The 22,308-nt window shown below is 59.5% G+C and carries 19 protein-coding genes; 4 read left to right on the top strand and 15 right to left on the bottom strand.

The window, feature by feature from the left end; translation table 11 throughout:
• Window positions 1-48: 48 nt before the first annotated feature.
• The 6 genes from ACP7E6_RS17575 to ubiE all read right to left on the bottom strand — a co-directional run bounded on the left by ACP7E6_RS17575 (window position 49) and on the right by ubiE (window position 6,732).
• Window positions 49-1,995, bottom strand: a complete 1,947-nt coding sequence (locus ACP7E6_RS17575; protein ID WP_426231023.1) for a MacB family efflux pump subunit — start codon at window positions 1,993-1,995, stop codon at window positions 49-51.
• Window positions 1,996-2,006: 11 nt separating this feature from the next.
• Window positions 2,007-3,248 (bottom strand): efflux RND transporter periplasmic adaptor subunit, encoded by a 1,242-nt coding sequence (locus ACP7E6_RS17570; protein ID WP_426231022.1) that lies wholly within the window; start codon window positions 3,246-3,248, stop codon window positions 2,007-2,009.
• A complete protein-coding gene (locus ACP7E6_RS17565) occupies window positions 3,249-3,494 on the bottom strand; it encodes a hypothetical protein (RefSeq protein ID WP_426231021.1) in 246 nt (81 codons plus the stop codon).
• Window positions 3,495-3,587: 93 nt separating this feature from the next.
• Window positions 3,588-4,124 carry a GNAT family N-acetyltransferase gene (locus tag ACP7E6_RS17560; protein WP_426231020.1) on the bottom strand — a complete coding sequence of 179 codons (537 nt, stop codon included), beginning with the start codon at window positions 4,122-4,124 and terminating at the stop codon, window positions 3,588-3,590.
• 194 nt (window positions 4,125-4,318) lie between these two features.
• Window positions 4,319-5,893: a 2-polyprenylphenol 6-hydroxylase gene (gene ubiB, locus ACP7E6_RS17555; RefSeq protein ID WP_426231019.1), complete on the bottom strand. Its 1,575-nt coding sequence runs from the start codon at window positions 5,891-5,893 to the stop codon at window positions 4,319-4,321.
• 62 nt (window positions 5,894-5,955) lie between these two features.
• Complete coding sequence (gene ubiE, locus ACP7E6_RS17550) at window positions 5,956-6,732, bottom strand: bifunctional demethylmenaquinone methyltransferase/2-methoxy-6-polyprenyl-1,4-benzoquinol methylase UbiE (protein ID WP_426231185.1); 777 nt, start codon at window positions 6,730-6,732, stop codon at window positions 5,956-5,958.
• 205 nt (window positions 6,733-6,937) lie between these two features.
• Here ubiE and mutM point away from each other — a divergent pair, with 205 nt between their 5' ends.
• The 3 genes from mutM (at window position 6,938) to dnaA (ending at window position 10,838) form a co-directional block, all read left to right on the top strand.
• On the top strand, window positions 6,938-7,828 hold the full coding sequence (mutM, locus tag ACP7E6_RS17545; protein WP_426231018.1) for a bifunctional DNA-formamidopyrimidine glycosylase/DNA-(apurinic or apyrimidinic site) lyase: 891 nt from the start codon (window positions 6,938-6,940) through the stop codon (window positions 7,826-7,828).
• 203 nt (window positions 7,829-8,031) lie between these two features.
• Window positions 8,032-8,298 carry a 30S ribosomal protein S20 gene (gene rpsT, locus ACP7E6_RS17540; RefSeq protein ID WP_068951970.1) on the top strand — a complete coding sequence of 89 codons (267 nt, stop codon included), beginning with the start codon at window positions 8,032-8,034 and terminating at the stop codon, window positions 8,296-8,298.
• A 1,088-nt stretch (window positions 8,299-9,386) separates the two neighbouring features.
• Window positions 9,387-10,838, top strand: a complete 1,452-nt coding sequence (gene dnaA / locus ACP7E6_RS17535; protein ID WP_426231184.1) for a chromosomal replication initiator protein DnaA — start codon at window positions 9,387-9,389, stop codon at window positions 10,836-10,838.
• An 86-nt stretch (window positions 10,839-10,924) separates the two neighbouring features.
• Here dnaA and ACP7E6_RS17530 read toward each other — a convergent pair whose 3' ends face one another.
• Window positions 10,925-12,316 (bottom strand): leucyl aminopeptidase family protein, encoded by a 1,392-nt coding sequence (locus tag ACP7E6_RS17530; RefSeq protein ID WP_426231017.1) that lies wholly within the window; start codon window positions 12,314-12,316, stop codon window positions 10,925-10,927.
• A 139-nt stretch (window positions 12,317-12,455) separates the two neighbouring features.
• Here ACP7E6_RS17530 and ACP7E6_RS17525 point away from each other — a divergent pair, with 139 nt between their 5' ends.
• Entirely contained in the window at window positions 12,456-13,277 is an 822-nt protein-coding gene (locus ACP7E6_RS17525) for a tetratricopeptide repeat protein (protein WP_426231016.1), read from the top strand.
• A 212-nt stretch (window positions 13,278-13,489) separates the two neighbouring features.
• On the opposite strand, the gene ACP7E6_RS17520 is transcribed toward ACP7E6_RS17525, so the two are convergent.
• The 8 genes from ACP7E6_RS17520 to ACP7E6_RS17485 all read right to left on the bottom strand — a co-directional run bounded on the left by ACP7E6_RS17520 (window position 13,490) and on the right by ACP7E6_RS17485 (window position 22,146).
• Window positions 13,490-14,476, bottom strand: coding sequence for a type II secretion system F family protein (locus tag ACP7E6_RS17520; RefSeq protein WP_426231015.1), 987 nt, complete (start codon window positions 14,474-14,476; stop codon window positions 13,490-13,492).
• Between the two features lie 13 nt (window positions 14,477-14,489).
• Window positions 14,490-15,500, bottom strand: a complete 1,011-nt coding sequence (locus ACP7E6_RS17515; protein ID WP_426231014.1) for a type II secretion system F family protein — start codon at window positions 15,498-15,500, stop codon at window positions 14,490-14,492.
• 8 nt (window positions 15,501-15,508) lie between these two features.
• A complete protein-coding gene (locus ACP7E6_RS17510) occupies window positions 15,509-16,975 on the bottom strand; it encodes a CpaF family protein (protein WP_426231013.1) in 1,467 nt (488 codons plus the stop codon).
• A 31-nt stretch (window positions 16,976-17,006) separates the two neighbouring features.
• The gene (locus tag ACP7E6_RS17505) at window positions 17,007-18,296 is read right to left on the bottom strand and encodes an AAA family ATPase (RefSeq protein WP_426231012.1); all 1,290 of its coding nucleotides are present in this window, start codon (window positions 18,294-18,296) and stop codon (window positions 17,007-17,009) included.
• Window positions 18,297-18,326: 30 nt separating this feature from the next.
• Window positions 18,327-19,085, bottom strand: a complete 759-nt coding sequence (locus ACP7E6_RS17500; protein ID WP_426231011.1) for a CpaD family pilus assembly protein — start codon at window positions 19,083-19,085, stop codon at window positions 18,327-18,329.
• Between the two features lie 12 nt (window positions 19,086-19,097).
• A complete protein-coding gene (locus ACP7E6_RS17495) occupies window positions 19,098-20,618 on the bottom strand; it encodes a type II and III secretion system protein family protein (RefSeq protein ID WP_426231010.1) in 1,521 nt (506 codons plus the stop codon).
• A gap of 20 nt (window positions 20,619-20,638) precedes the next feature.
• Window positions 20,639-21,451: a Flp pilus assembly protein CpaB gene (gene cpaB, locus ACP7E6_RS17490; RefSeq protein ID WP_426231009.1), complete on the bottom strand. Its 813-nt coding sequence runs from the start codon at window positions 21,449-21,451 to the stop codon at window positions 20,639-20,641.
• 176 nt (window positions 21,452-21,627) lie between these two features.
• Window positions 21,628-22,146, bottom strand: a complete 519-nt coding sequence (locus ACP7E6_RS17485) for an A24 family peptidase (RefSeq protein ID WP_426231008.1) — start codon at window positions 22,144-22,146, stop codon at window positions 21,628-21,630.
• Window positions 22,147-22,308 lie beyond the last annotated feature (162 nt).

The raw sequence follows: 22,308 nt of genomic DNA, 5'->3' as shown, positions 1-22,308 counted from the left end.
GAAACGATCAGGCGCGCGGCGTCAACCAGTGACGGTGCAGCGTGCTGATCAGGTGGATGCCAGCGCCACGGCCGGCTGCAGACGCGAGGCGTTGTAGGCGGGCAGATAGCCGAAGATTAATCCGGTGAGGAAGGCGCTGCCAAAGGCGAGGATCACGGGGCCGGGCGCAAAACTGACGGCGACGCCGAACGCCTGTGCCACGACGCCGATACCGAGGCCCAGTCCCACGCCGATCAGGCCGCCAAGCGCGGAAACCACCAGCGCCTCGACGATGAACTGGGTGAGGATATCGCGGCCGCGCGCGCCGGTCGCCATGCGAATACCGATCTCGCGGGTCCGCTCGGTGACCGATACCAACATGATGTTCATCACCCCGATACCGCCGACCAGCAGCGAAATCGCGGCGATCGAGCCGAGGAAGACCTTGAGGATATTGGAGGTTTCGGTGAAGGTTTCGCGGATCGCGGCCATGTTGATGATCTGCGTATCCTGGCGTTTGTGGCGCTCATCGAGCAGAGCCTGGATCTGATCCTGCGTGACGTTGATGGCGCTGCCATCCTTCACCTGCACGGTGATCGAGCGGACGTTCCTCGCCCCGAACAGGCGCAGATTTCCGGTCGATAGCGGCACCAGCACGGTATCGTCCTGATCGTTGCCGCCGGCGCTGGCGCCCTTTTTCGACATCACGCCGATGACCTGGAAGGGGATGTTCTTGATCAGAATATATTGCCCGAGCGGATCGGCACCGTCTGGAAACAGCGCGTCGGCGACGGTCCGGCCGAGCACGGCGACGCTCGCATAGGCATCCATATCGGTCTTTTCGAGGAAGGCGCCATCCTCGACGGTCCAGGATTTGGCCTCAGGGAACTGCGGCACCGTGCCGTTGACCGTCGTCTGCGTATCGAGATTGCCGGCCCGCACCGTCAACGTGCTCGACATTTCCGGCACCGCGAAGCTGATATTGGGCAGTTCCAGAATGGCGTCGGCATCGGACGGGATCAGCGAGACGATGCTGCCCCCTTCGCCGCCACGGAAATTCGACATGTTGGGCCGCACGACAAGAAGGTCGGAACCCATCGCAGCGATCCGGCTCAGCACGGAATCCTGCGCTCCCGTGCCGATGGCCAGCATCGCAACGACAGAGCTGACGCCGATGACGATGCCGAGCAAAGTCAGGATGGTGCGAAACAGATTGGCCCTGAGCGCCCGGAACGACATGCGCACGGCTTCGGCCACATCGGTGATGATGGCGGCCCTGCCGGCGCTTCTCGGCGTCAGTGCCGGCTTGGCGCGGCCGATCCGCCTAATATTGCCCGGGATACGGTCGGCGACGATCAGCCCGTCGCTGATTTCGATGACGCGGTCGGCGGATTCGGCCAGTTCCGGCGCGTGGGTGATGATGATGACGGTATGTCCGTCCTCGTTCATCTGCCGAAGGGTCGCCATCACTTCCTTGCCGCTCTGGCTATCGAGCGCGCCGGTCGGCTCGTCGGCGAGAATGATCTGGCCGCCGTTCATCAGCGCGCGGGCGATCGACACGCGCTGCTGCTGGCCACCGGAAAGCTGGTTGGGCAGGTGATCGAGCCGGTCGCCGAGCCGCAGCGAGCGCAGCAGCATGCTCGCACGCTCCTCCCGCTGCCGGGACGGCATGCCGGCATAGATGGCGGGGATCTCGACATTTTCTTGCGCCGTTGCGGTCGCAACGAGATTGTAGCTCTGGAAGACGAAGCCGAACATCTGGCGCCGCCTGGCCGCAAGCTCGTCGGCGTTCAAATCCGAGACATCCTCGCCTTCGAGCAGATATTGCCCTCCGGTCGGCGTATCGAGACAGCCGAGAATGTTCATCAACGTCGATTTGCCGGAACCGGACGCGCCGACGATGGCGACGAATTCGCCCGGCTGGATATCCAGCGAGACACCGCGCAGCACCTCAACGGCCACGTCGCCATTGACGAAGGTCTTGCGGATATCCTTGAGCGAAATGAGCGGGGTCATCGGGAGCGCCCTCAGAACATCGGCGGCATGCCGCGCCGGGAATTGCCCCGGCCGGACGATGCCTTGTCACCGGAACCCGTGCTGACGACGATGGTGTCTTTTTCGCCAAGGCCCTGCTTGATCTCGATACGGACGCGATTGCGGATCCCGGTCTCGACCTTGCGGGTTTCGTGGACGCCGGAAGCGGCAACGACAGTCACTTCGCCCGACGTGCCATTCTTGCCGAAATGGACAGCGGCGACCGGAACGGTCAGCACGTCTTTTGCCGCCGATTCGACGAAAAAGACCTGCGCCGTCATGTTCATCATCAGGGCGCCGTCCGGATTTGGCACGTCGAACAGGGCGTAATAGAGCACGACATTGTTTTCGGTCGCGGGCGTCGGCTTGATCTGGCGCAGGGTGCCGGGATAGCGCTTGCCGGGCTGGCCGAGCAGGGTGAAATAGGCGTTCATTCCCACTTTGAGCTTGCCGACATCGGCTTCGGACACTTGGGCTTCGACCGTCATGGTCGAAAGATTGCCGATGGTGACGATGGTCGGTGCCGTCTGGTTGGCATTCAACGTCTGGCCTTCCTTGGCCGACGTATTGATGATCGTTCCGGTGAGCGGTGCATAGATCTTGGTATAGCCAAGGCTGATGCGGGCATCCTTGAGCGTCGCCTCCTGCTTGCGGACCTGAGCCTTCAAGGAATCAACATTGGCCTCAGCTGCGGCAAGTGCCGCCACCGCCTCGTCGAGCGCCGACTGGGCGGCACTGTTGCCCGCGACAAGGGCGCGCTGGCGCGTCAGGTTGGCACTGCCCAGAACCACCTGCGCCGATTTATCGATCATCTGGGCCTCGAGATTGGCAAGCTCGGCCTCGGCGATCTCGATCTGTGTTTCGATGGAGGCGCTGTCGATCTCGGCGATCAGCTGGCCTTCCTTGACGCTGTCGCCGATCTCGACTTTGAGGCTCTTCAGCTGGCCGGAAACCTGGGCGCCGACATCGACATCCTTGATCGGGCTCAACAGACCGGACGCCGTGACGCTGTTTTCGATATCGCCGCGCACCGGCACTTCCGTCACGACGGCTTCGGCCGCTTCCTGCTTGCCGTAGACCGACCAGCCGTACCAGCCGGCGGCGGCGAGGATCAGGGCCGGAAGAATCAGCCAGCGCCTGCGCATGCGTCCACGTTTGCTGCGCACCGGAATCGGCTGCGCGGCGGCGTCCTGCTCTTCAACCGCAGGGGCAATTTTCCGGGTGGCGTCCGCCATTCACATCTCTTTCGGCTTCATTCGGGCATTGGCCGTCATTGCCGCGACAGCTAGATTGAAACTACGCCATAATGAAGTCCAACGGCATGAAATCTCTGTAATCTTTCCCATTTTTCGTTTCGCAATGTTTCCAGACAGTCGGCGATGCGATGGAGTTTGCACTGCTTGATAACCGCCAGCCTGCCACTGGCCGTGAAGGAAGAGCCGCGCTGACGGCAACTGTAGACGCGATGGCAGTATGCGCATGATGGTTTCTCCTCCTGGCTGGAAGAGCCGCTTCATGCTTGGGACGGACAACCTCACACGGACAACAAGCGGCGGTTCCCAAAGAACAGGGCGTCAACCGGCCGGTGTTTTGATCCGTGCCATGGCGAGCACATCGGCAAACGCTCCGTCGCGAAACGCATAAGCTTTGTGAATGCCCTCAGTGACAAAGCCGGCACCCTCATAGAGCGCGATTGCTCCTGCATTGTCGGTAAAGACGGTGAGTTCGATGCGGGCGATGTTCAGCCAGTTGTCAGCCGCATCGATGAGTTCGAGCAATAGGCCCCTGCCGATGCCCTGCCGTTGGTAGGCGTCGTGGACACTCATGCCGAGCATTGCTGCGTGATGCCGCCTTCCCGCCTGACGATGGAGCCCGGCTGCACCCAGAATGACACCGTCCCTTTCCGCGACCAGCTGAAGCCCTCTGTCGGACGGTTTCTCCAACCACGAGCGGACCTCCTCCGGACGCGTATGGGGCAGGCGCAACGTTCCCCGCCGCACACCCGGCTGGTTCAGCATAACGGCCATTTGTTCATAGTCGCCGGGACGCGAGGCCCGGATGAGCAGTTCGCTGCTTAAGGGTAACGCGGGAGAGTTTTCTGTTTGCTTCATGACGTCCTCATCTTCGAATGCGAGGAGGTAAGAAGCTTGCGACCCTACCTGCCTCGGCAGGGTCCACAAGATGAAAGCGCTTTTAGCCCAGCACCGATCCCGCGCACCCCGAAAGGTCAGTGCAGGTCACAATAAGGGTGCTGGCCACGCTGTTCATGTCCTGAAATTGAACGAACGTGGCGGCGAAGGCAAGCTCAAAAAACCCGCCATGCGATAACGACCAGTGTTAGTGCGATCACCCAAAGCGCCACACGGCCCGAACGGCTGTGGCGTGCCTCGGCGCGGCCGATGGCTTCGGCGGTCTCGGCGTCGAAACGCATGCCGTTCTCCGCCATGGCGGTGATCTCGCGCGAAAACTTCTCCGTCTTGGCGGCGATCTCGGGTGCGGCCTCGGCAAGCCTGACGGCCGCATGAAAAGCTTCCTTGACATCTCCCAGAATGCGCTTGGGGCCAAGATTGTCGCGGATCCAGGCGCCAACGACCGGCTCGGACGCCTTCCACATGTTGAAGCGTGGATTGAGCGTGCGGGCGACACCCTCGACGACGACCATGGTCTTCTGCAGCATGACCAGTTCCGGCCGCGTCTCCATGTCGAACAGTTCGGTGACCTCAAACAGCAGCGTCAGAAGCTTGGCCATCGAAATGGTTTCGGCCGGCTGGCCGTGGATCGGCTCGCCGATGGCGCGGATCGCCTGGGCAAAGCTCGCGACATTGTGGTGAGACGGCACGTAGCCCGCCTCGAAATGCACGTCTGCAACACGCCGGTAATCGCGGGTGATGAAGCCATAGAGGATTTCGGCAAGGAAGCGGCGCTCCTTCTTGCCGAGCCGGCCGACAATGCCGAAATCCACCGCGACGATCATGCCCTGTGGATCGACGAACAGATTGCCCTGGTGCATGTCGGCATGGAAGAAACCATCACGCAGGGTATGGCGCAGGAAGGACTGGATCAGCGTATCGGCCAGTGCATCCAAATCGTGGCCGGCAGCGCGCAAGCCGTCGACATCCGACATCTTGGTGCCGTCGATCCATTCCATCGTCACGACGTCGCGGCCCGTGCGTTCCCAATCGACCTTCGGCACCCGGAAGCCGGGATCATCAGCCGCATTTTCGCCAAGCTCCGAAAGGGCCGCGGCCTCAAGCCGCAAATCCATTTCGATCTTGGTGGTCTGCTCCAGTGTCTTCGTCACCTCAACCGGCCGCAGGCGGCGGCTATTGGGCAGAAAACGCTCCTGCAGCCCGGCGACGAGAAACATCGCCTCCAGATCATGGGCAAACCGCTGGCGAACGCCGGGGCGGATGACCTTGACGGCAACCTTTTGCTCGACGCCATCCTTCAGCACCATGGCCGGATGTACCTGCGCGATCGAGGCGGCGGCGATCGGGTCGCCAAAATGGCAGTAGAGATCGGCAACCGGACGGCCAAGAGAGGCTTCGACAACGGCGCGCGCTTCCTCCACTGGAAAGGTCGCCATGCGATCCTGCAGGAAGGACAGATCTTCGGCAAAATCAGCGCCGACCACGTCCGGACGGGTGGCAAGAAACTGGCCTATCTTCACATAGGAAGGCCCGAGCCGCTCGATTGCCCGGGCCAGCCGGTCGCTGCGAACCTCACTTCTGGCGCCGCGGCGGGCGAACAGGCCCGCGAAGGATTGGGCGGCTCTCGGCAACGGCGGCAGATCTTCGGACGGCAGCGCCGACACGACACCTTCGCGCACCAGAACCCAGCCGATGCGGACAAGGCGAAGATAGGCTCCAGGCGTGCTCATAGCGGCTTACCGCAGCGCCGGGGCAGCCCCTCAGAACGCTTCACGAGAATGGCTATCATGCGTCAGATCTTCCAGCCGGAATGCAGCGCGGCAATGCCGGCGGTGTAATTGGTATAGGTGACACGCGAGAAGCCGGCCTTGGTGATCATGGCGGCGAAATCGCGTTGGTTGGGGAATTTGCGGATCGATTCCACCAGATACTGGTAGGGCTCGGCCTCGCCGGTGACCATCTGGCCGAATTTCGGGATCGCGTTGAACGACCATGCATCGTAGACCTTGTCGAGCAACGGCATCTCGACTTCGGAAAACTCCAGCACCAGCAGCCGTCCGCCGCGCTTCAGGACGCGGTAGGCTTCCGACAGCGCCACATCGATGCGCGGCACATTGCGGATGCCGAAGGCGATCGTGTAGGCGTCGAAGGAATTGGCCTCGAACGGCAGTTCCTCCGCATTGGCCTCGACGAAGGTGAGATTGGGCGAAAGGCCCTTTTTTTCGGCGCGCTCGGCGCCGACGCCGAGCATCGAACCGTTGATATCGAGCACGGTCGCATGCGCCTTGCGGTCCGATGCCTCGACAATCCGGAAAGCGATGTCGCCGGTGCCGCCGGCAACGTCGAGAACCTTGTAATCATCGGACCGGCGCGGATTGAGCGCGGCGATCATGGCGTCCTTCCAGGCGCGGTGCAGCCCCATGGACATGACGTCGTTCATGATATCGTAGCGCTTGGCAACCTTGTGGAAGACGTCGTTGACGAGCGCCTGTTTCTCGCCCTGGCCAACCTGGCGAAACCCGTAGGAGGTTTCCATGCCGCCATCGGCAGAGGTGCGCTCACCAGTCATCAAGGCCTACTCCATTCAATCGCTGTTGTGCCAAGCATAGCGAATTCGTTTCATCCACGCTATCTCTGCGGCAGATCGCGGCCTGCGGCATTCGCGCCCGGGGTTAAAGCCGACCTGCTGCAGAACTGGCTTGCTATAGGATATGTACGCTGCGAATGGAATTGCCAAATGACCCGGTCGGTTGGCGCATGGTGAGGAGATAGGAATGCCGGAACTTCCCGAGGTGGAAACGGTGAGACGCGGCCTGACGCCCGCAATGGAAGGCGCGCTGCTGGTGCGGGCCGAGTTGCGCCGTCCGGACCTGCGCTTCCCCTTTCCGGCCGACTTCGCAACGCTGGTCTCGGGACGGCGCATCGTCTCGCTGGGGCGGCGGGCAAAATACCTTTTGATCGACCTGGAGGGTGGCGACGTGATTATCGCCCATCTCGGCATGTCCGGATCTTTTAGGGTGGAAGACGGTCCGCTTTCCGAGACGCCCGGTGATTTCCATCATCCGCGCGGCAAAAGCGAAAAGCATGATCACGTCGTTTTCCATCTGGAGGGGGCAAAAGGCCCGGCCCGCGTCATCTATAACGATCCGCGCCGGTTCGGCTTCATGGACCTTGCCCGGCGCGACGTGTTGAGCAACCACGCCTTCTTCCGAGAGCTCGGGGAAGAGCCGACCGGCAACGTGCTCGATGCCGCCTATCTGGCCACGCGTTTTGCCGGCAAGGCGCAGCCGCTGAAGTCGGCGCTGCTCGACCAGAAGAACATTGCCGGCCTCGGCAATATCTATGTCTGCGAGGCACTCTGGCGCTCCGGCCTTTCGCCGCTGCGGGCTGCGGGCACGCTGGTGGATCGCAAAGGAAAGCCAAAGGCGACGCTGGTGCTCCTGACCGAGGCGATCCGCGCCGTCATTGCCGATGCCATTGCTGCCGGCGGGTCGTCGTTGCGCGACCATATCCAGACGGACGGCACGCTGGGCTACTTCCAGCATTCGTTCTCCGTCTACGATCGCGAAGGCGAGCCCTGCCGCACGCTAGGCTGCGGCGGAACCGTCGCCCGTGTCGTTCAAGCCGGCCGATCGACCTTTTATTGCCCGAAATGCCAGAAATAGCGGACCCGGCCGGGGAGTCCCTCTAGCCGCGTTTTCGAAAATAGCGCGTTGACGCAGGCAGTGTTTAAGGCTATATGCCGCCCACAGTTTGGAAAGCCGCTCCAAGGTTTTCCGATATTGCTCCCTACTTGCTTGGACGACAGGTCGCAGTGACCCGGCACGGCGGTAGAGAGTTTTTGTCAGATTTCGAAGAGAGACACCAAATGGCCAATACAACTTCGGCGAAAAAAGCGACCCGCAAGATCGCCCGCCGCACGGAAGTCAACAAGTCCCGCCGTTCGCGCGTTCGCGGCTTCATCCGCAAGGTTGAAGAAGCCATCGCTTCCGGCGACCAGGTTCTTGCCCAGGCAGCCCTCAAGGCAGCCCAGCCGGAACTGATGCGCGCCGCTACCAAGGGCGTGCTGCATGCCAATACGGCATCGCGCAAGGTTTCGCGTCTCGCGAGCCGCGTAAAGTCGCTTTCGGCTTAAGCCGGCTTATTAAAATATGGTCAATGATTTAGCCCGGTCCATGACCGGGCTTTTCAGATTCGCACTTCCGGCGCACCGATGGTTAATCCTTGTGCAAGTTATTGTGTCATCGCAATGACAGAAATTTTTAAATAAAAACAAACAGTTGCGGGAGGAGCCTCAGACTCACCCGCGTCTTGGCCGGGCCTTTTGAGGCTCCAAACGAGTCAAGATATTTTTTATTTTTTTTGTTTTTCGCCAGCTAAGTTCCGGTCTGAAATTCAAAGCCCTTGATTCAAAAGCGATTCTCTTCCGCCGGGCTAGGGTCCATGCAGGACACGCTATGAGAGTCAACGCCCGAGCCTTCGCAAGTGTTAAAAATCGCGATTGATCTTGCGCCACGATCCTGCCTAAATGCCTCCACAGAAGGCGCGGGACATACCTGTGGACAAGATGAAAAGGCAGCCTTTCAACAGGCGGCATAATTTCACTTAAACCTTTTGTAACGGGGTGGTTCCACAACGTTCCATCAATCAGAACAGAGCGGTTTCAGCTGTGCAATATGTTTGCCCGGAATGACACTCCGTGACTTCTGGTTGTGAATGATCGAGGCTGCTTGATACGCCGGACAATGCACATAGCGGCTTTTGCTGCCTGTTGCATCGACGGTCGCCGATATGCGGATGAGGACGCATTATCGACAAACTGGCCTGCCCTTCTTTTAACGAGGGTCGGGATGGCCGGTTCAGAAATGGACGGACCCGGAAAGGACACGAGGCCTGACCGGACACTGGAATGAAATGTGCAAGCGGGACATGCGTTTGGCCATGCCAAATGGATTTTGCACGAAACCGGACCACGAGAGGAGGATGAGGATTCCTCTTACGGTGCGGAGAGCGTTTGAATTGGGCGGCATGCCTTTGAAAAGGGCCGCACGAGACAGACATAAAGGCTGACGCCGGCAGCAATGTCGGCGTCGCGGAATGATATTGGAAGGCGGCAATATGCTTGGTAATTCGGTGACGGCGGCGATCGTATTTGAAAATGGGGAGAATGCACGTCAGCTTTCGGTAAAACAGTCTGACGGGACGACGGGAGAAAAGGGCGACGTGATGCAGAGCGCACTTTTCGAGCGGGTCAGTGCGCGTTTGAAGGCCCAGGTCGGTCCTGATGTTTTTGCCAGCTGGTTTGGCCGGCTGAAGCTCCAATCCGTTTCCAAGAGTGTCGTGCGGCTTTCTGTTCCGACGACCTTCCTGAAATCCTGGATCAACAACCGTTACCTCGACCAGATCACCAATATCTTCCAGCAGGAAGATGCCGAGATCCTGAAGGTGGAGATTGTCGTGCGCAGTGCAACGCGCAGCGCGCGGCCCGGTCTTCAAGAGGATGTGGTGCAGGCAAACCAAAGCGATACGGCCACGCCCGCATCGTCGCGCCGTTCTGCGCCGCAGTCTCTTGCCCATCACGCGGCAAACACGGTCGGCAATCTTCAGAAAATGCAGCCGGTTGCAGGCCCCTTGTTCGGTTCGCCACTGGATTCACGCTATACATTCGAGAGCTTCGTCGAAGGTTCCTCGAACCGCGTTGCCCTTGCAGCCGCCAAGACGATCGCTGAAGCCGGTGCCGGCGCCGTGCGCTTCAACCCGCTGTTCATTCATTCGACGGTCGGCCTCGGCAAGACCCACCTTTTGCAGGCGATCGCGACTGCCGCGATCCAGAGTGCGCGCGCACCCCGCGTCGTCTACCTGACGGCGGAATATTTCATGTGGCGTTTTGCAACAGCCATTCGCGACAATGATGCGCTGTCCTTGAAGGAAACTCTGCGCAACATCGATCTTCTGGTCATCGACGACATGCAGTTTCTGCAGGGCAAGTCGATCCAGCACGAATTCTGTCACCTTCTCAACATGCTGCTCGACAGCGCCAAACAGGTCGTCGTTGCTGCCGACCGCGCGCCGTGGGAGCTGGAATCGCTTGATCCACGCGTTCGCTCACGCCTGCAGGGCGGCGTCGCCATCGAGATGGAAGGCCCGGATTACGAGATGCGTCTCGAAATCCTCAAGCGCCGCCTTGAGGTCGTCCGCCTGGACGATGCGTCGCTCGACATTCCCGCCAACATCCTCAGCCACGTCGCACGCAACATCACCGCCAGCGGCCGTGAACTCGAAGGCGCCTTCAACCAGCTGCTCTTCCGGCTCTCGTTTGAGCCGACGCTGTCGATCGAGCGCGTCGATGAGCTGCTCGGCCATCTGGTCAATGCCGGCGAGCCACGCCGGGTCCGCATCGAGGACATCCAACGTGTCGTTGCCAAGCACTACAACGTCTCGCGCCAGGAACTGGTGTCCAACCGCCGCACCCGTGTCATCGTCAAGCCGCGCCAGATTGCCATGTATCTGGCAAAGACCCTGACGCCCCGCTCTTTCCCGGAAATCGGCCGCCGTTTTGGTGGGCGCGATCACACCACCGTGTTGCACGCGGTCCGCAAGATCGAGGACCTGATCACCGGCGACACCAAGCTGTCGCATGAGATCGAACTGTTGAAGCGGCTGATCAACGAATAGGCTGTCCGGTTTCGGATAGATTGATTAAAGCATGGCCCCTTGTCCGGACGGACGGGGCCATGCTCATATCAAGCAGTGGCCGGAGATCATTTCTTGCCGTTGGCAATCAAATGATACAGCGCACGGATCGCCTGCGCCTCGCCGCCAAGGGGCGAATGCGGGCGCTCAGCCGGTGCCCAGCCGAAAATATCGAAATGGGCCCAGCTCTTGGCATTGGTGACGAAGCGCTTGAGAAACAAGGCAGCGGTGATCGATCCGGCCATGCCGCCAGAAGGCGCGTTGGTAAGGTCGGCGATGCGGGCCGAGATATCCTTCTCGTAGCCCTTGTAGAGCGGCATGCGCCACATCGGATCATCGACCGTCAGGCTCGATTCCGTCAGGTCATGAGCCAGATCTTCGTCGTCGGTGTAGAAGGGCGGCAGATCGGGACCAAGCGCGACCCGGGCAGCGCCTGTCAGTGTCGCCATGTCGATCAACAGATCGGTCTCTTCTTCGTCCGCATAGGCCAGCGCATCCGCAAGGATCAACCGTCCCTCGGCATCGGTGTTGTCGATCTGGACTGTCAGGCCCTTGCGGCTGCGGTAGATGTCGCCTGGGCGGAAAGCATTGGCGGAGATCGAATTCTCGACGACTGGCACCAGCACGCGCAAATCGACCTTCAGCTTCGCGTCCATGATCATCAGGGCGAGCCCCATGACATTGGCCGCCCCGCCCATATCCTTCTTCATCAACAGCATGGAAGAGGCAGGCTTGATATCAAGGCCGCCGGTATCGAAGCACACCCCTTTGCCGACCAGCGTCACCTTGCGGTGACCTTTCTTGCCCCAGCGCAACTCAAGCAGGCGGGGTGCCTCGGCGCTGGCGCGGCCAACCGTGTGGATCAGCGGAAAATTTTGTTTCAGCAGATCGTTGCCTGAAACGACCGAGACCTTGGCCTTGTAGTGCTCTCCCAATCCCCGGAATGCTTCTTCCAGAGCATCCGGTCCCATGTCATTGGTCGGCGTGTTGATCAGGTCGCGGGCGAGAAACACGCCTGCGAGCTGCCGTTTGATATCGGCGGCATCGGCATCGGCCGGAATCATCAGGGTTGGTGCTTCCTTGACCGCCGCCTTATAGCGGTCGAAACTGTAGGAGCCGAGGCCGTAACCCAACGCTAACCGGTTTGCCGTCAGCGGTGCAGTCTCGATATGCCATTTTCCGGCCGGCAACGTGCGTGCCAGCTTACCCGTCAGGAACGGCGCTTCCGAGGGGTTGGCGCCGAGCCCGAACAGTGCGCCGCCAAGATGACCGTCTTCCGAGGGGATCAGCAGGACCGCGCCGGGCTCGGCCTTGAAGCCAGCCTTACGGGCCCAGTCAAGCGCGATCGGATCTATGGCGCCGATATCGATATGGGCCGGCGTTACCGCGAAAATCGGCAGGGTTTTGCCTCCGCTGGTATTGAACGGCGATGGACGGTCGATGAATTGATAGGAGGCCATGAAAATCCTTCGGAAGGAATGGTGCAGAATCACCCGATTAACGCTCTGTTAGGGTTAACAGATTATTGCTGGAGTGAAGATTGCGCCGATAGTTGGGGATTTTTTCCGGTGCTTTAGAAAATGCTGAGGGGCATTGGCGATGAATTCATACGGACAGACGTCTTTTTCGAATAACCGGCTCCTGCGGGGAACCGCAATGGTGATCCTCGCGCTGACGCTGGCCAGTTGCGGCACGCAGAAGAAGGAGCTGACGACGGGCTCTATCCCCTCCGCCAGTTTTTCCAAACCCGTCCAGTCGATGAACGCAACCGAGCTTGCAGCCGCAGCGGAAAGTATCGGCAAAGCCTATGAGCGCAATCCGAAAGATCGCGCGGCCGGGCTGAACTATGCCAACATGCTGCGCATGACCGGCCGAAACGACCAGGCACTGGCCGTTATGCAGCAGGTGGCGATCAATTTCCCAACCGACCGCGAGGTTCTTGCCGCCTATGGAAAATCGCAAGCCGCAGCAGGCCAGCTGGAGCAGGCTCTGAACACGATTACCCGTGCCCAGACGCCTGACCGCCCGGATTGGAAACTGAAATCAGCCGAAGGCGCGATCCTCGATCAACTCGGCCGCGCCGGCGAAGCACGCCAGCGATACCGCGAGGCCCTCGACATCCAGCCGAACGAACCGACGGTGTTGTCCAATCTCGGCATGTCCTATCTGCTGAACAAGGATTTGAAGACGGCGGAAACCTACCTGAAATCAGCCGTCAGCCAGCCTGGCGCCGACAGCAGCGTCCGGCAGAACCTGGCGCTTGCCGTCGGCTTGCAAGGACGGTTTGCCGAGGCCGAACAGATAGCTCGCCAAGAGCTTTCGCCGGATCAGGCCGAAGCCAATGTCAAATATCTGCGCTCGATCATGTCGCAGCAAAACGCCTGGCAGAAACTGGCCAAGGATGACAAGGGCACGAACTGAGATCAGGCTGGCTACCTTGCGGCAGAAACAAGCTGCCGTATCAACGCGATAGCGTTGTACCCGGCATCCCACCGGCCATGCGTTCATAACGCGAAACGCTAACGTGCTCCACTCAGCCGAACCAGCTTCAGCAACGCAATCGATGCAGAATGACCACGCGGAAGATGCGCATGCGCAATTCCTGTCGTGCTTTGTAATCCTGTCGAAACTGATCAGAATTTGTCGGAGACCTGGATGCCAGCCGGGCCGAGGATGACGGCGATCAGAACCGGCAGAAAGAACAGGATCATCGGCACAGTGAGCTTCGGCGGCAAAGCCGCGGCCTTCTTTTCCGCCTCGTTCATGCGCTGGTCGCGGCTTTCCTGGGCCAGCACACGCAGGGCCTGCGCGACGGGCGTACCATAACGGTCGGCCTGGATCAGAGCTTGCATCACCGATTTCACATCGTCGAGCCCCGTCCGGGTGCCGAGATTTTCCAGAGCAACGCGCCGATCTGGCAGAAACGACAGTTCCGCGGTGGTCAGAACCAATTCTTCCGCGAGCGGCGCCGACTGTTCAGCGATTTCGTCGGCCACGCGCCGCATCGCGAGTTCCATCGAAACACCCGATTCCACGCAGATCAACAGCAGGTCGAGCGCGTTCGGCCATGCCCTGCGGATCGAAACCTGCCGCTTGGTTACGGCATTGGAGATGAAAATGTTGGGCGCATAAAAGCCGAGATAAGCACTGCCGATAACCGCCAGAACCCTCATCATAAACGGCTTTTCAGCAAGATAACCCAGAAAGAAGATGTAGAAGGCGCCGACAGCAAGAAAGAGGAACGGCAAGCAAAAACGAGCGACCAGAAACATGTTGAGCGCGTTTTGGGAACGATAACCGGCCGATTTCAGGCGATTGACCGTTTTATCATCGACAAGGGCCTTGCGCAGGTTCAACCGCTCGACAAGCTGGCGGGCCGAGGTATTGTTCTGGCTCCGCAACGATGCCTTGCCGCCGCTGATCTCAGCGTTCAGACGGACACGCTCGCGTGCCCGGATCACATCCCGCTCCGTGGCAACGGACTTCATCCGCTTTTCCAGATTGCCGCGCTCCAGGAAGGGGGCGGCCAGTGAATAGAAGGTCGCCAGCACCGCCACCGCCACCAGGAAGGCAACGATAACGTTCGGATTTGTCAGGGTACTGATCATGCCCTCGTTCATGCCGGACCCTTTCCTAGATGTCGAAGTTGATCATATTGCGCATGACCCAGATCCCGATGGACATCCACACCGCCGAACAGGCCATGATGAGGTGGCCGCGCGGGTCCGTGAACAGGATCATCATGTAGTCCGGCGAGGTCGTGTAAACCAGAAACGCAACGATGAACGGCAGTGCACCGATGATGCAGGCCGAAGCTTTTGCCTCCATGGACAACGCCTGAACCTTGGCCTTCATCTTCTTGCGTTCACGCAGCACCTTGGAAAGGTTGCCGAGTGCCTCGGAAAGATTGCCGCCGGCCTGCGCCTGGATGGCGATGACAATGGCGAAGAAATTAACCTCCGGCAGCGGGATGGTGTTGAACATGCGCGCGCATGCTTCCGGAATATTCAGGCCGATCTGCTGTGCTTCGATGATGCGCTTGAACTCCGTCTTGACCGGCTCCATGCCATCGCTGGCAATCAGCCGGATGGCATCATTCAGCGGCAGGCCCGATTTGATCGAGCGCACCATGATGTCGAGTGCATTCGGAAACTCATTCAGAAACGCTTTCGCGCGCCGCTTGACCATGAAATTGATAAACCAGCGCGGAATGCCGGTACTGCCGACCAGAAAAATCCCGGCGATCACCGGCAGCTGCATCCCGGCAATCAGCGCGAGGAAGCTGGCTACGCAGCCGAAGACCACACTGGCGATGTAAAACTGCGAGATCGAGATATTGAGGCCGGCCTGACTTAGCCTGACCTTCATACTCGGCTTCGCCTTGGCAGACTTTTCCTGCTGCTTCTTCTCGAGATCCTTCAGCGAATCCTGGACCGATTTCCGCCGTTTGGACATCTCATTCATGCGGTCGCGCGCAGCCTTGACCTGGACCCTGTCGGCCTCGGCGGATTTGACCTTGCGGACGCGGCTCTCGGCTTTCTTTTCAGTTTCGATGCGCGTGAACAGAATTCCATAGGCCAGCCCAGCCGTCGAAAGCGCGACGAGAGCAACGATCGCCAGAATGGTGATGTCTATTCCGAACATGAAGACCCTCAGTCCTTTTCCATCGCATCAAGCGTCGCGGCCAGCCGTTTGTCTTCGTTGAAGTAGCGGGCGCGATCCCAAAAATGCGGCCGGCCAATACCCGTCGATTTGTGCCGGCCGATGATCTTGCCGTTGGCATCTTCGCCTTCCAGTTCGTAACGCATCAGGTCTTGGGTGATGATCACGTCGCCTTCCATACCGATCACCTCGGTGATGTGGGTGATGCGACGCGAACCATCGCGCAGACGGGCGGCCTGGATGATGACGTCGATCGAACCGGCGATGATTTCGCGTACGGTCTTTGCCGGAAGCGTAAAGCCGCCCATGGCGATCATCGATTCCATTCGGCTCAGGCATTCGCGCGGCGTATTGGCGTGGATGGTTCCCATCGACCCGTCGTGACCGGTGTTCATTGCCTGCAACAGATCGAACACTTCCGGTCCACGGACTTCGCCGACGATGATGCGTTCAGGCCGCATACGCAGGCAGTTCTTGATGAGATCTCGCATGGTGATCTCGCCCTCACCTTCAATGTTTGGCGGGCGGGTTTCAAGGCGAACCACATGCGGCTGCTGCAGTTGAAGCTCGGCCGTGTCCTCGCAGGTGATGACGCGTTCTTCGACATCGATGTACCCCGTCAGGCAGTTGAGGAGTGTCGTCTTGCCGGAACCGGTGCCGCCGGAGATGACGATGTTGCAACGCACCCGGCCGATGATCTGGAGAAGGACAGCACCTTCCGGCGTGATGGCGCCGAACTTGACCAACTGGTCGAGCTTCAGCTTGTCCTTCTTGAACTTACGAATGGTCAGTGCCGTGCCATCGATGGCGAGCGGCGGTGCGATGACGTTGACACGGGATCCGTCGGGGAGACGGGCGTCGCAGATAGGCGAGGATTCATCGACGCGGCGGCCGACCTGCGAGACGATACGCTGGCAGATCGACAGCAGCTGGGCATTGTCGCGAAACCGCACTTCGGATTCAATCGTTTTGCCGTTCACTTCGATGAAGGTCTGGCCCGCGCCGTTGACCATGATATCGGCGATGTCGTCGCGTGCCAGAAGCGGTTCCAGCGGACCGTAGCCGAGAACGTCGTTGCAGATATCCTCGAGCAGCTCTTCCTGCTCGGAGATCGACATTGCGAAATTCTTGATCGTGATGATGTCATTGACGATATCGCGAATTTCCTCACGCGCGCTCTCGTTGTCGAGCTTGGCGAGCTGCGAAAGGTCAATCGTATCGATCAACGCAGAAAATACCTGGGACTTGGTATCGTAATAATCCTCGGTACGGGCAGCCTTCTTGCGAACCGGCGGAGGAGCGGGTTGCGCCCGGGTTACAGGAATCGTTTCGCGAACCGGTTCGGCAAGGACCGGCGCGCTCGGGCGTTCGGCAACCGCCACGGACGTGGCCGGTTGCATGGCGGAGCTGATAGACCCGCCCTTTCCGAAGCCGTCGTTTCCTCGTTTACCAAACATGCGCTCAATCCGGTTTTCGTTTGACTGTCAGTTACTTGCGGCCAAGCATCCCAAGAATTTTGCCGAGGCCGCCGCTCTTTGCCTTCTTGGCTGTTGCCCGACCGGTCAGGAGATGGGCCAGTTGCGAGAAGGTCTCGGCCGTCGGCGCCTTTTTGTCGATCTCCGCGATCATCCGGCCGCTATTTGCCGCATTTCCAAAAAGAACGACGTCGAATGGAATGATGGCGACGGGCTCGACCCCAAGAGAATCGCAGAAATCGCTGGGCGAGATTTCAGGCCGTTTCGGCAACCCGACCTGATTGAGCACCAGATGCGGCATCTTGTCGTTCGGCCGGATATTCTTCAGCGAATCAAACAGGTTCTTGGCATTGCGCAGGTTGGCCAGATCGGGCACGGCTGTGATCACGACCTCGTCCGCCTCCGCCAGCACCGTACGCGTCCAGTCAGACCATTGATGCGGCACATCGAGCACGGAAACCGGGGCATTGCGCAACAGGATTTCCATCAGCGGCTGGAAGGCCGTTGCGTCGAAGTCATAGGGCCGATCAAGCATCGATGGCGCGGCCAGCAACGAAAGATGCTCGGAGCATTTCGTCAAAAGCCGATCAAGGAAAACCTCGTCGAGACGTTCCGGGGAAAAAACCGCCTCGGATATGCCCTGAGGCGGGTCCTGGTCGAAATTGATGTTGGCGGTGCCATAAGGCAGGTCGAGATCGGCCAGCACCACTTCGGTTGAAAACAGGTTGGAGATGCCCCAGGCGCAGTTATGGGCCAGCGTCGAAGAGCCGACGCCCCCTTTGGCACCGATGAAGGCGATGCTGCGTCCAAGCGGTTCGGCCTCCGGATCGACGAAGATCGTGGCGATGGCGCCAAGCACGTCGGACATGGCGACCGGAGCCACCATATATTCGGAGATGCCGTTGCGGATCAGGTCGCGATAGAGCGGGATATCATTGTAACCGCCGATGATGATGACTTTGGTGCTGGGATCGCAGACGGCGGCCAGCGGCGCCAGTTCCTGCATCAGCGAACGTGGTTCCGTTGCCGTTTCAATGATGATCAGATTGGGCGTCGGTGTTGTAGAGAACATATTGGCGGCAGCCGCGATCGAGCCACTGTTGACCCTGAAGGTCACCTTGCTCATTCGCCGGTCTTGGCCGCACCGCTCCATTACCCGCTGTAACGCTTCCGTTTCGCAGAATGCATGCACGGATATCCGCGGAAGCGGCCGCAAATGGTCGACTTCGCTTGGACGAACGGCATCGGAAATACCGTCACGATCGCTGGCTGGTGTCTCTATCTTGTAGTCAATCGTGCTCATGGTGTTATCCCTTCAAACCGCCCGGATGTGTCAGTTGAAGTTGAATGTGGTGCTTTCGGGATCGCCACCAGAGTCTATCCCGCGGTAATCGCTGATCACTTTGCCGCGCTGGACGGCATCGATCGGCGACATGGCGCGAGGCCCGAGCAGATCCAACGGATTGGAGATCTGTGCTGCAAGGTTAGCCTGGCTGGAGCAGCCGAAATTTTCGTAATTCTTGTTCTGGATCGTGTTGGAAACGAGATCCTTTGGCCAGTTGCCGCAAGGGCCGGTCTTGGCAGTGATTGCCGTATAGCTTAGCCGCACGGGCGCTGCGTCGCCATAGGGATCGGCCTGATAACTGACCTCGACCAACCGGCTCGCCGGTATTCCTGCTCCGACCAGAACACCACGGATTTCCTTGCGCAGTGAAGACGCGGCCTGGGCGTTGGCGGACCCGCGCGGCAGCAGAATCTGAACGGTGCCGGTGGCGGAATTGGTATAGCTCTGCGCGAAACCGCGGATGACGTCACGCGCGCCCTTCGTCAGTCGCCTGTCGCTGGACCCCACCGGTACATCGATTGCGTGTTCGGATTCGGCGATCACGATCGGGTGGCGCGTCCGGTAATCGTCAGGCAAGGCGCCCGTGGACATGCCGTCCCGGTTGGCGCAGCCGGCAAGACTCGTACCCGCGACCAGCAAAGCGCCAAACGCCAGCAGGCGCGCAAATCGGATCGGGCCTGCAAACGTGTTTGGCCGCATGATGGTGTGCCTTTTCATATCGCGGTTCAGGATGATCGTCGTTGCCATGTCCGCTCCCGCCTACTTGTAAATGAAGCCGACATTGCCGTGATACTGCCCGGTGGGGGCGGCCTGACGGGTGCCGTAGATGCGATTGACTTCGCCGAGAAATGCGCTGGACAGATCGTCGGTCGGATTGAAATTGTCATCCGGACGCGACAGGTCGCCGCGCGCTACCGGCTGAACCAGGTAAGGCGTCGCGATGATGACCAATTCGGTCTCGTTGCGAATGAAATCTTTCGAGCGGAACAGCGTACCGAAAATCGGAATTTTCGAGGCGCCGGGAAGACCGGACATCGCCTGGCGGATATCGTCCTGTACCAGACCGCCGATCACGATAGAGCCGCCGGACGGAAGCTCAACGCTGGTCGAGGCCTTGCGGCGGCGGATCGACATATAGGTCTGACCGGGGACATTGACTGCGTTGCCGTTGACGACCGATCCCTCGAATGTGGGCTCGGAAACCTCCGTCGCGATTTCCAGGCTGATACGGCCTGGCCCGAGCACAACCGGCGTGAAATCCAGCCCGATGCCATACTCGACGGTTTCCACGGTTCTCTTCAGCACACCCTTTTCGTCGATTTCCTGCTCGGATGGCAGACGATACTCGCCGCCGACGGAGAAACTGGCCTTCTTGCCGGAAATCGCCGTCAGGCTGGGCTCCGCCAGCGTGCGCATCACGCCGGCCTGCTCCATGGCGTTGAAATAGCTGGCGAAGCCCATCGAACCCGAGCCGATGGCGCCACTGATCTGGGAGGCGAAAGCATTGACCGCATTGCCGAGGTTTGCCGGATTGCGGAAGGTGATACCGTTACCGCTGGTCGAGCTTTTGATCGAGCCGCTAAAGCCAAGCTGCTTGAGCACCTGGCGCGAGACCTCGGCCACCGTCACCTTGAGCATTACCTGGTCCTCACCGTCGATCCGGAGAAGATTGACGATCTGCGAAACCTGACGGCGCTCGGCAAAGATGTCCGCGTCGCCGTTATTGCCTTGTGCGGTAATATTGCGCGTGGTGGCCTCACCGCCCTTGATAAAGGCGCTGGCGAGTTCCTCGACACGGGTGGAGTCCAAGGGTGTACGAACGGTACCCGTCAGAACGATGTTGTCCGAGATGATTTCGACCTTGATATCGGAATCGGGTAGAAAACGCCTGAGATTGGCTTCGAGGCCGGAAATATCGCGCTCGATTTCCAGATCGAGGCTGACGATTTCCTCGCCGCCCGGTCCGAACACGAAGATATTGGTCTGGCCAACCGCTTTTCCGAACAGGTAGATCCGGCGGGAGGTTCGTGTAACGGCATCCGCAAGCGCTGGATCGGCAACAAGGATATCGTGCGCGTCCCTCGGCAGATCGATAACCACGGCCTTGTTAAGCCCCAGCTTGATGGTTTTCTTGACGCCCGGTCCACTATCGACGATGCGCACCAGCGACTGTGACGCGGCTTCGGCGACAAAGACCCCGGCCGGCAAACCCGAAAAAGCCAGGCAAAAGACCAGTCCGCCGGCGACAGAGCTCCGAAACCTGTTGTCGATCCGCTTCACGTTCCGCTCCCGCTCACATATCATTTCGCTTGCCCCATGGATGAGCTGTCATCGCTCTTGACGATAGAGCCCGACTTGATGACCTGAATTGAGGGCCGCCCATCGCCGCTCAGCAGATAATCGGCCCCGATCGTATCCGGCTCCTGTGCGTCGGCAACGCTACGCAGGACCAGCGACAGGCGTTCGGCCATTTGCTGGGCAACCGTCATCACCTTCGACTGATCCGGCGTCAGCTCGAGTGTGGCGGTCGTTCCAACCACCGACTTGGACCCGTCTTCCTTTTCTTCGACCTGCTGGTCGATGGCGAGCACGCGGACGTTGCTGAGAACGGTTTCGGTCAGGAAATTGTCCTGGTCCTTGCGAACCATGATGACGTCAACGCGGTCGTTCGGAAGGATGAACCCGCCGGCGCCGGTGGCAACGGTAATTTCGGTGGCGACAGCGCGCTTGCCGGCCGGCAATAGCGACGACATGATGCGGCTCGACGAATCGGCGATCTTTTCCTGACGCAGCGGTTCACCGTTGAAAATCGGCAGGCGAACGACCACACCCTGGAGATCGGCGACGGCGTTCGGACGGAGTTCTTCGGTGATCAGGCCCTCGACGACACCATCCTTGGGCCAGGAGATCCAGTGCACGGCATCAGGACTGAGCCTCGATCCCACCGGCAAGCTCTTGCTGGCGACCAGAACGTTGACGGTCGGTTCACGCTCGATCACCGGCTGGGCTGTGCTGATCACGGTCTTGCCGCTGGTCAGCTTGAGTGCCAGGAACCCGGCCAGTCCCGCCGATGCGACAGCCACTGCCAGAATAATAACGCGCACCGGTTTCATGATCTTTCCCTGCGGCCCAGAATATGCCCGCTGCAGATTGATCAGGAATTGGTGTAATTATAGTTAACGGACCACTTACATTCGTGGTTAACAAATGATTTGCGCCAGAAAGGCACGTCGGTCGCGCCTCTTGTGTCACAAGACGGACAGTAAAGCGTCAGGATGGTACGAAGAGATTAACGCAGCTGCGCGAGCGCGGCCATCATCAGCGGCGAGGAAGGATAGGCGAGGAAGCCGCCAAGCCCAATAGCAATGCCGTAGGGAATTTTATTGGCTGTGAACAGAAGGTGCGGTACCGGAAGACCGGCAGCGAGAATGGTGTTTTCTTGCTTGCGCAGCATCAGGATCAGGATAGTCAGGACGCCGCCGAAGAACGACACGTAGATGAGAAACTCAATCAATGAACTGTTAAATCCAAACCAGACGGCGCTGGCCGTCAACAGTTTGGCATCACCGCCACCCATGACGTTCAGCGCGAAAAGCGTAAAACACCCGGCAAAGACGATCAAGCCCATGGCAAGGTGTAGGCCAATCATCGATAAGCTGAAACCAGCCGCAGGAGCTATCAGGATAAATGCACCCAGTAAAATGGCCGATACGCGGTTCGGGATGGTCATCGTAAAAAGATCGGAGAACGCTGCGATCGCCAGGCACAGCGGGAATATGACAAAAATGGCGGCTTCAATCACCCTCATCGCTCCCAATTTTTAATTTGTAAGCACTATTGAGACCCGACGGAATAAAAACGCCTTCGCCCAAGCATACACGCGTTGATTTAACGAAATGGAAAGTCGGTAAAAACCGCCGGGGGCACAATAAGAAAAACCGCCCCGAAGGGCGGTTCTCAACATAAAACG

The organism is Pararhizobium sp. DWP3-4, from assembly GCF_049898205.1.
Taxonomy (GTDB): domain Bacteria; phylum Pseudomonadota; class Alphaproteobacteria; order Rhizobiales; family Rhizobiaceae; genus Pararhizobium.
The sequence above is the reverse complement of the archived record's forward strand: the minus strand, read 5'-3'. Positions and strand labels throughout refer to the sequence as shown.

What these genes read in the sequence shown, in the direction of transcription:
- ACP7E6_RS17575 (WP_426231023.1), bottom strand. Translation starts at nt 1,995, where the DNA reads ATGACCCCGCTCATTTCGCTCAAGGATATCCGCAAGACCTTCGTCAAT.
- ACP7E6_RS17570 (WP_426231022.1), bottom strand. Translation starts at nt 3,248, where the DNA reads ATGGCGGACGCCACCCGGAAAATTGCCCCTGCGGTTGAAGAGCAGGAC.
- ACP7E6_RS17565 (WP_426231021.1), bottom strand. Translation starts at nt 3,494, where the DNA reads ATGCGCATACTGCCATCGCGTCTACAGTTGCCGTCAGCGCGGCTCTTC.
- ACP7E6_RS17560 (WP_426231020.1), bottom strand. Translation starts at nt 4,124, where the DNA reads ATGAAGCAAACAGAAAACTCTCCCGCGTTACCCTTAAGCAGCGAACTG.
- ubiB (WP_426231019.1), bottom strand. Translation starts at nt 5,893, where the DNA reads ATGAGCACGCCTGGAGCCTATCTTCGCCTTGTCCGCATCGGCTGGGTT.
- ubiE (WP_426231185.1), bottom strand. Translation starts at nt 6,732, where the DNA reads ATGACTGGTGAGCGCACCTCTGCCGATGGCGGCATGGAAACCTCCTAC.
- mutM (WP_426231018.1), top strand. Translation starts at nt 6,938, where the DNA reads ATGCCGGAACTTCCCGAGGTGGAAACGGTGAGACGCGGCCTGACGCCC.
- rpsT (WP_068951970.1), top strand. Translation starts at nt 8,032, where the DNA reads ATGGCCAATACAACTTCGGCGAAAAAAGCGACCCGCAAGATCGCCCGC.
- ACP7E6_RS17530 (WP_426231017.1), bottom strand. Translation starts at nt 12,316, where the DNA reads ATGGCCTCCTATCAATTCATCGACCGTCCATCGCCGTTCAATACCAGC.
- ACP7E6_RS17525 (WP_426231016.1), top strand. Translation starts at nt 12,456, where the DNA reads ATGAATTCATACGGACAGACGTCTTTTTCGAATAACCGGCTCCTGCGG.
- ACP7E6_RS17520 (WP_426231015.1), bottom strand. Translation starts at nt 14,476, where the DNA reads ATGAACGAGGGCATGATCAGTACCCTGACAAATCCGAACGTTATCGTT.
- ACP7E6_RS17515 (WP_426231014.1), bottom strand. Translation starts at nt 15,500, where the DNA reads ATGTTCGGAATAGACATCACCATTCTGGCGATCGTTGCTCTCGTCGCG.
- ACP7E6_RS17510 (WP_426231013.1), bottom strand. Translation starts at nt 16,975, where the DNA reads ATGTTTGGTAAACGAGGAAACGACGGCTTCGGAAAGGGCGGGTCTATC.
- ACP7E6_RS17505 (WP_426231012.1), bottom strand. Translation starts at nt 18,296, where the DNA reads ATGAGCACGATTGACTACAAGATAGAGACACCAGCCAGCGATCGTGAC.
- ACP7E6_RS17500 (WP_426231011.1), bottom strand. Translation starts at nt 19,085, where the DNA reads ATGGCAACGACGATCATCCTGAACCGCGATATGAAAAGGCACACCATC.
- cpaB (WP_426231009.1), bottom strand. Translation starts at nt 21,451, where the DNA reads ATGAAACCGGTGCGCGTTATTATTCTGGCAGTGGCTGTCGCATCGGCG.
- ACP7E6_RS17485 (WP_426231008.1), bottom strand. Translation starts at nt 22,146, where the DNA reads ATGAGGGTGATTGAAGCCGCCATTTTTGTCATATTCCCGCTGTGCCTG.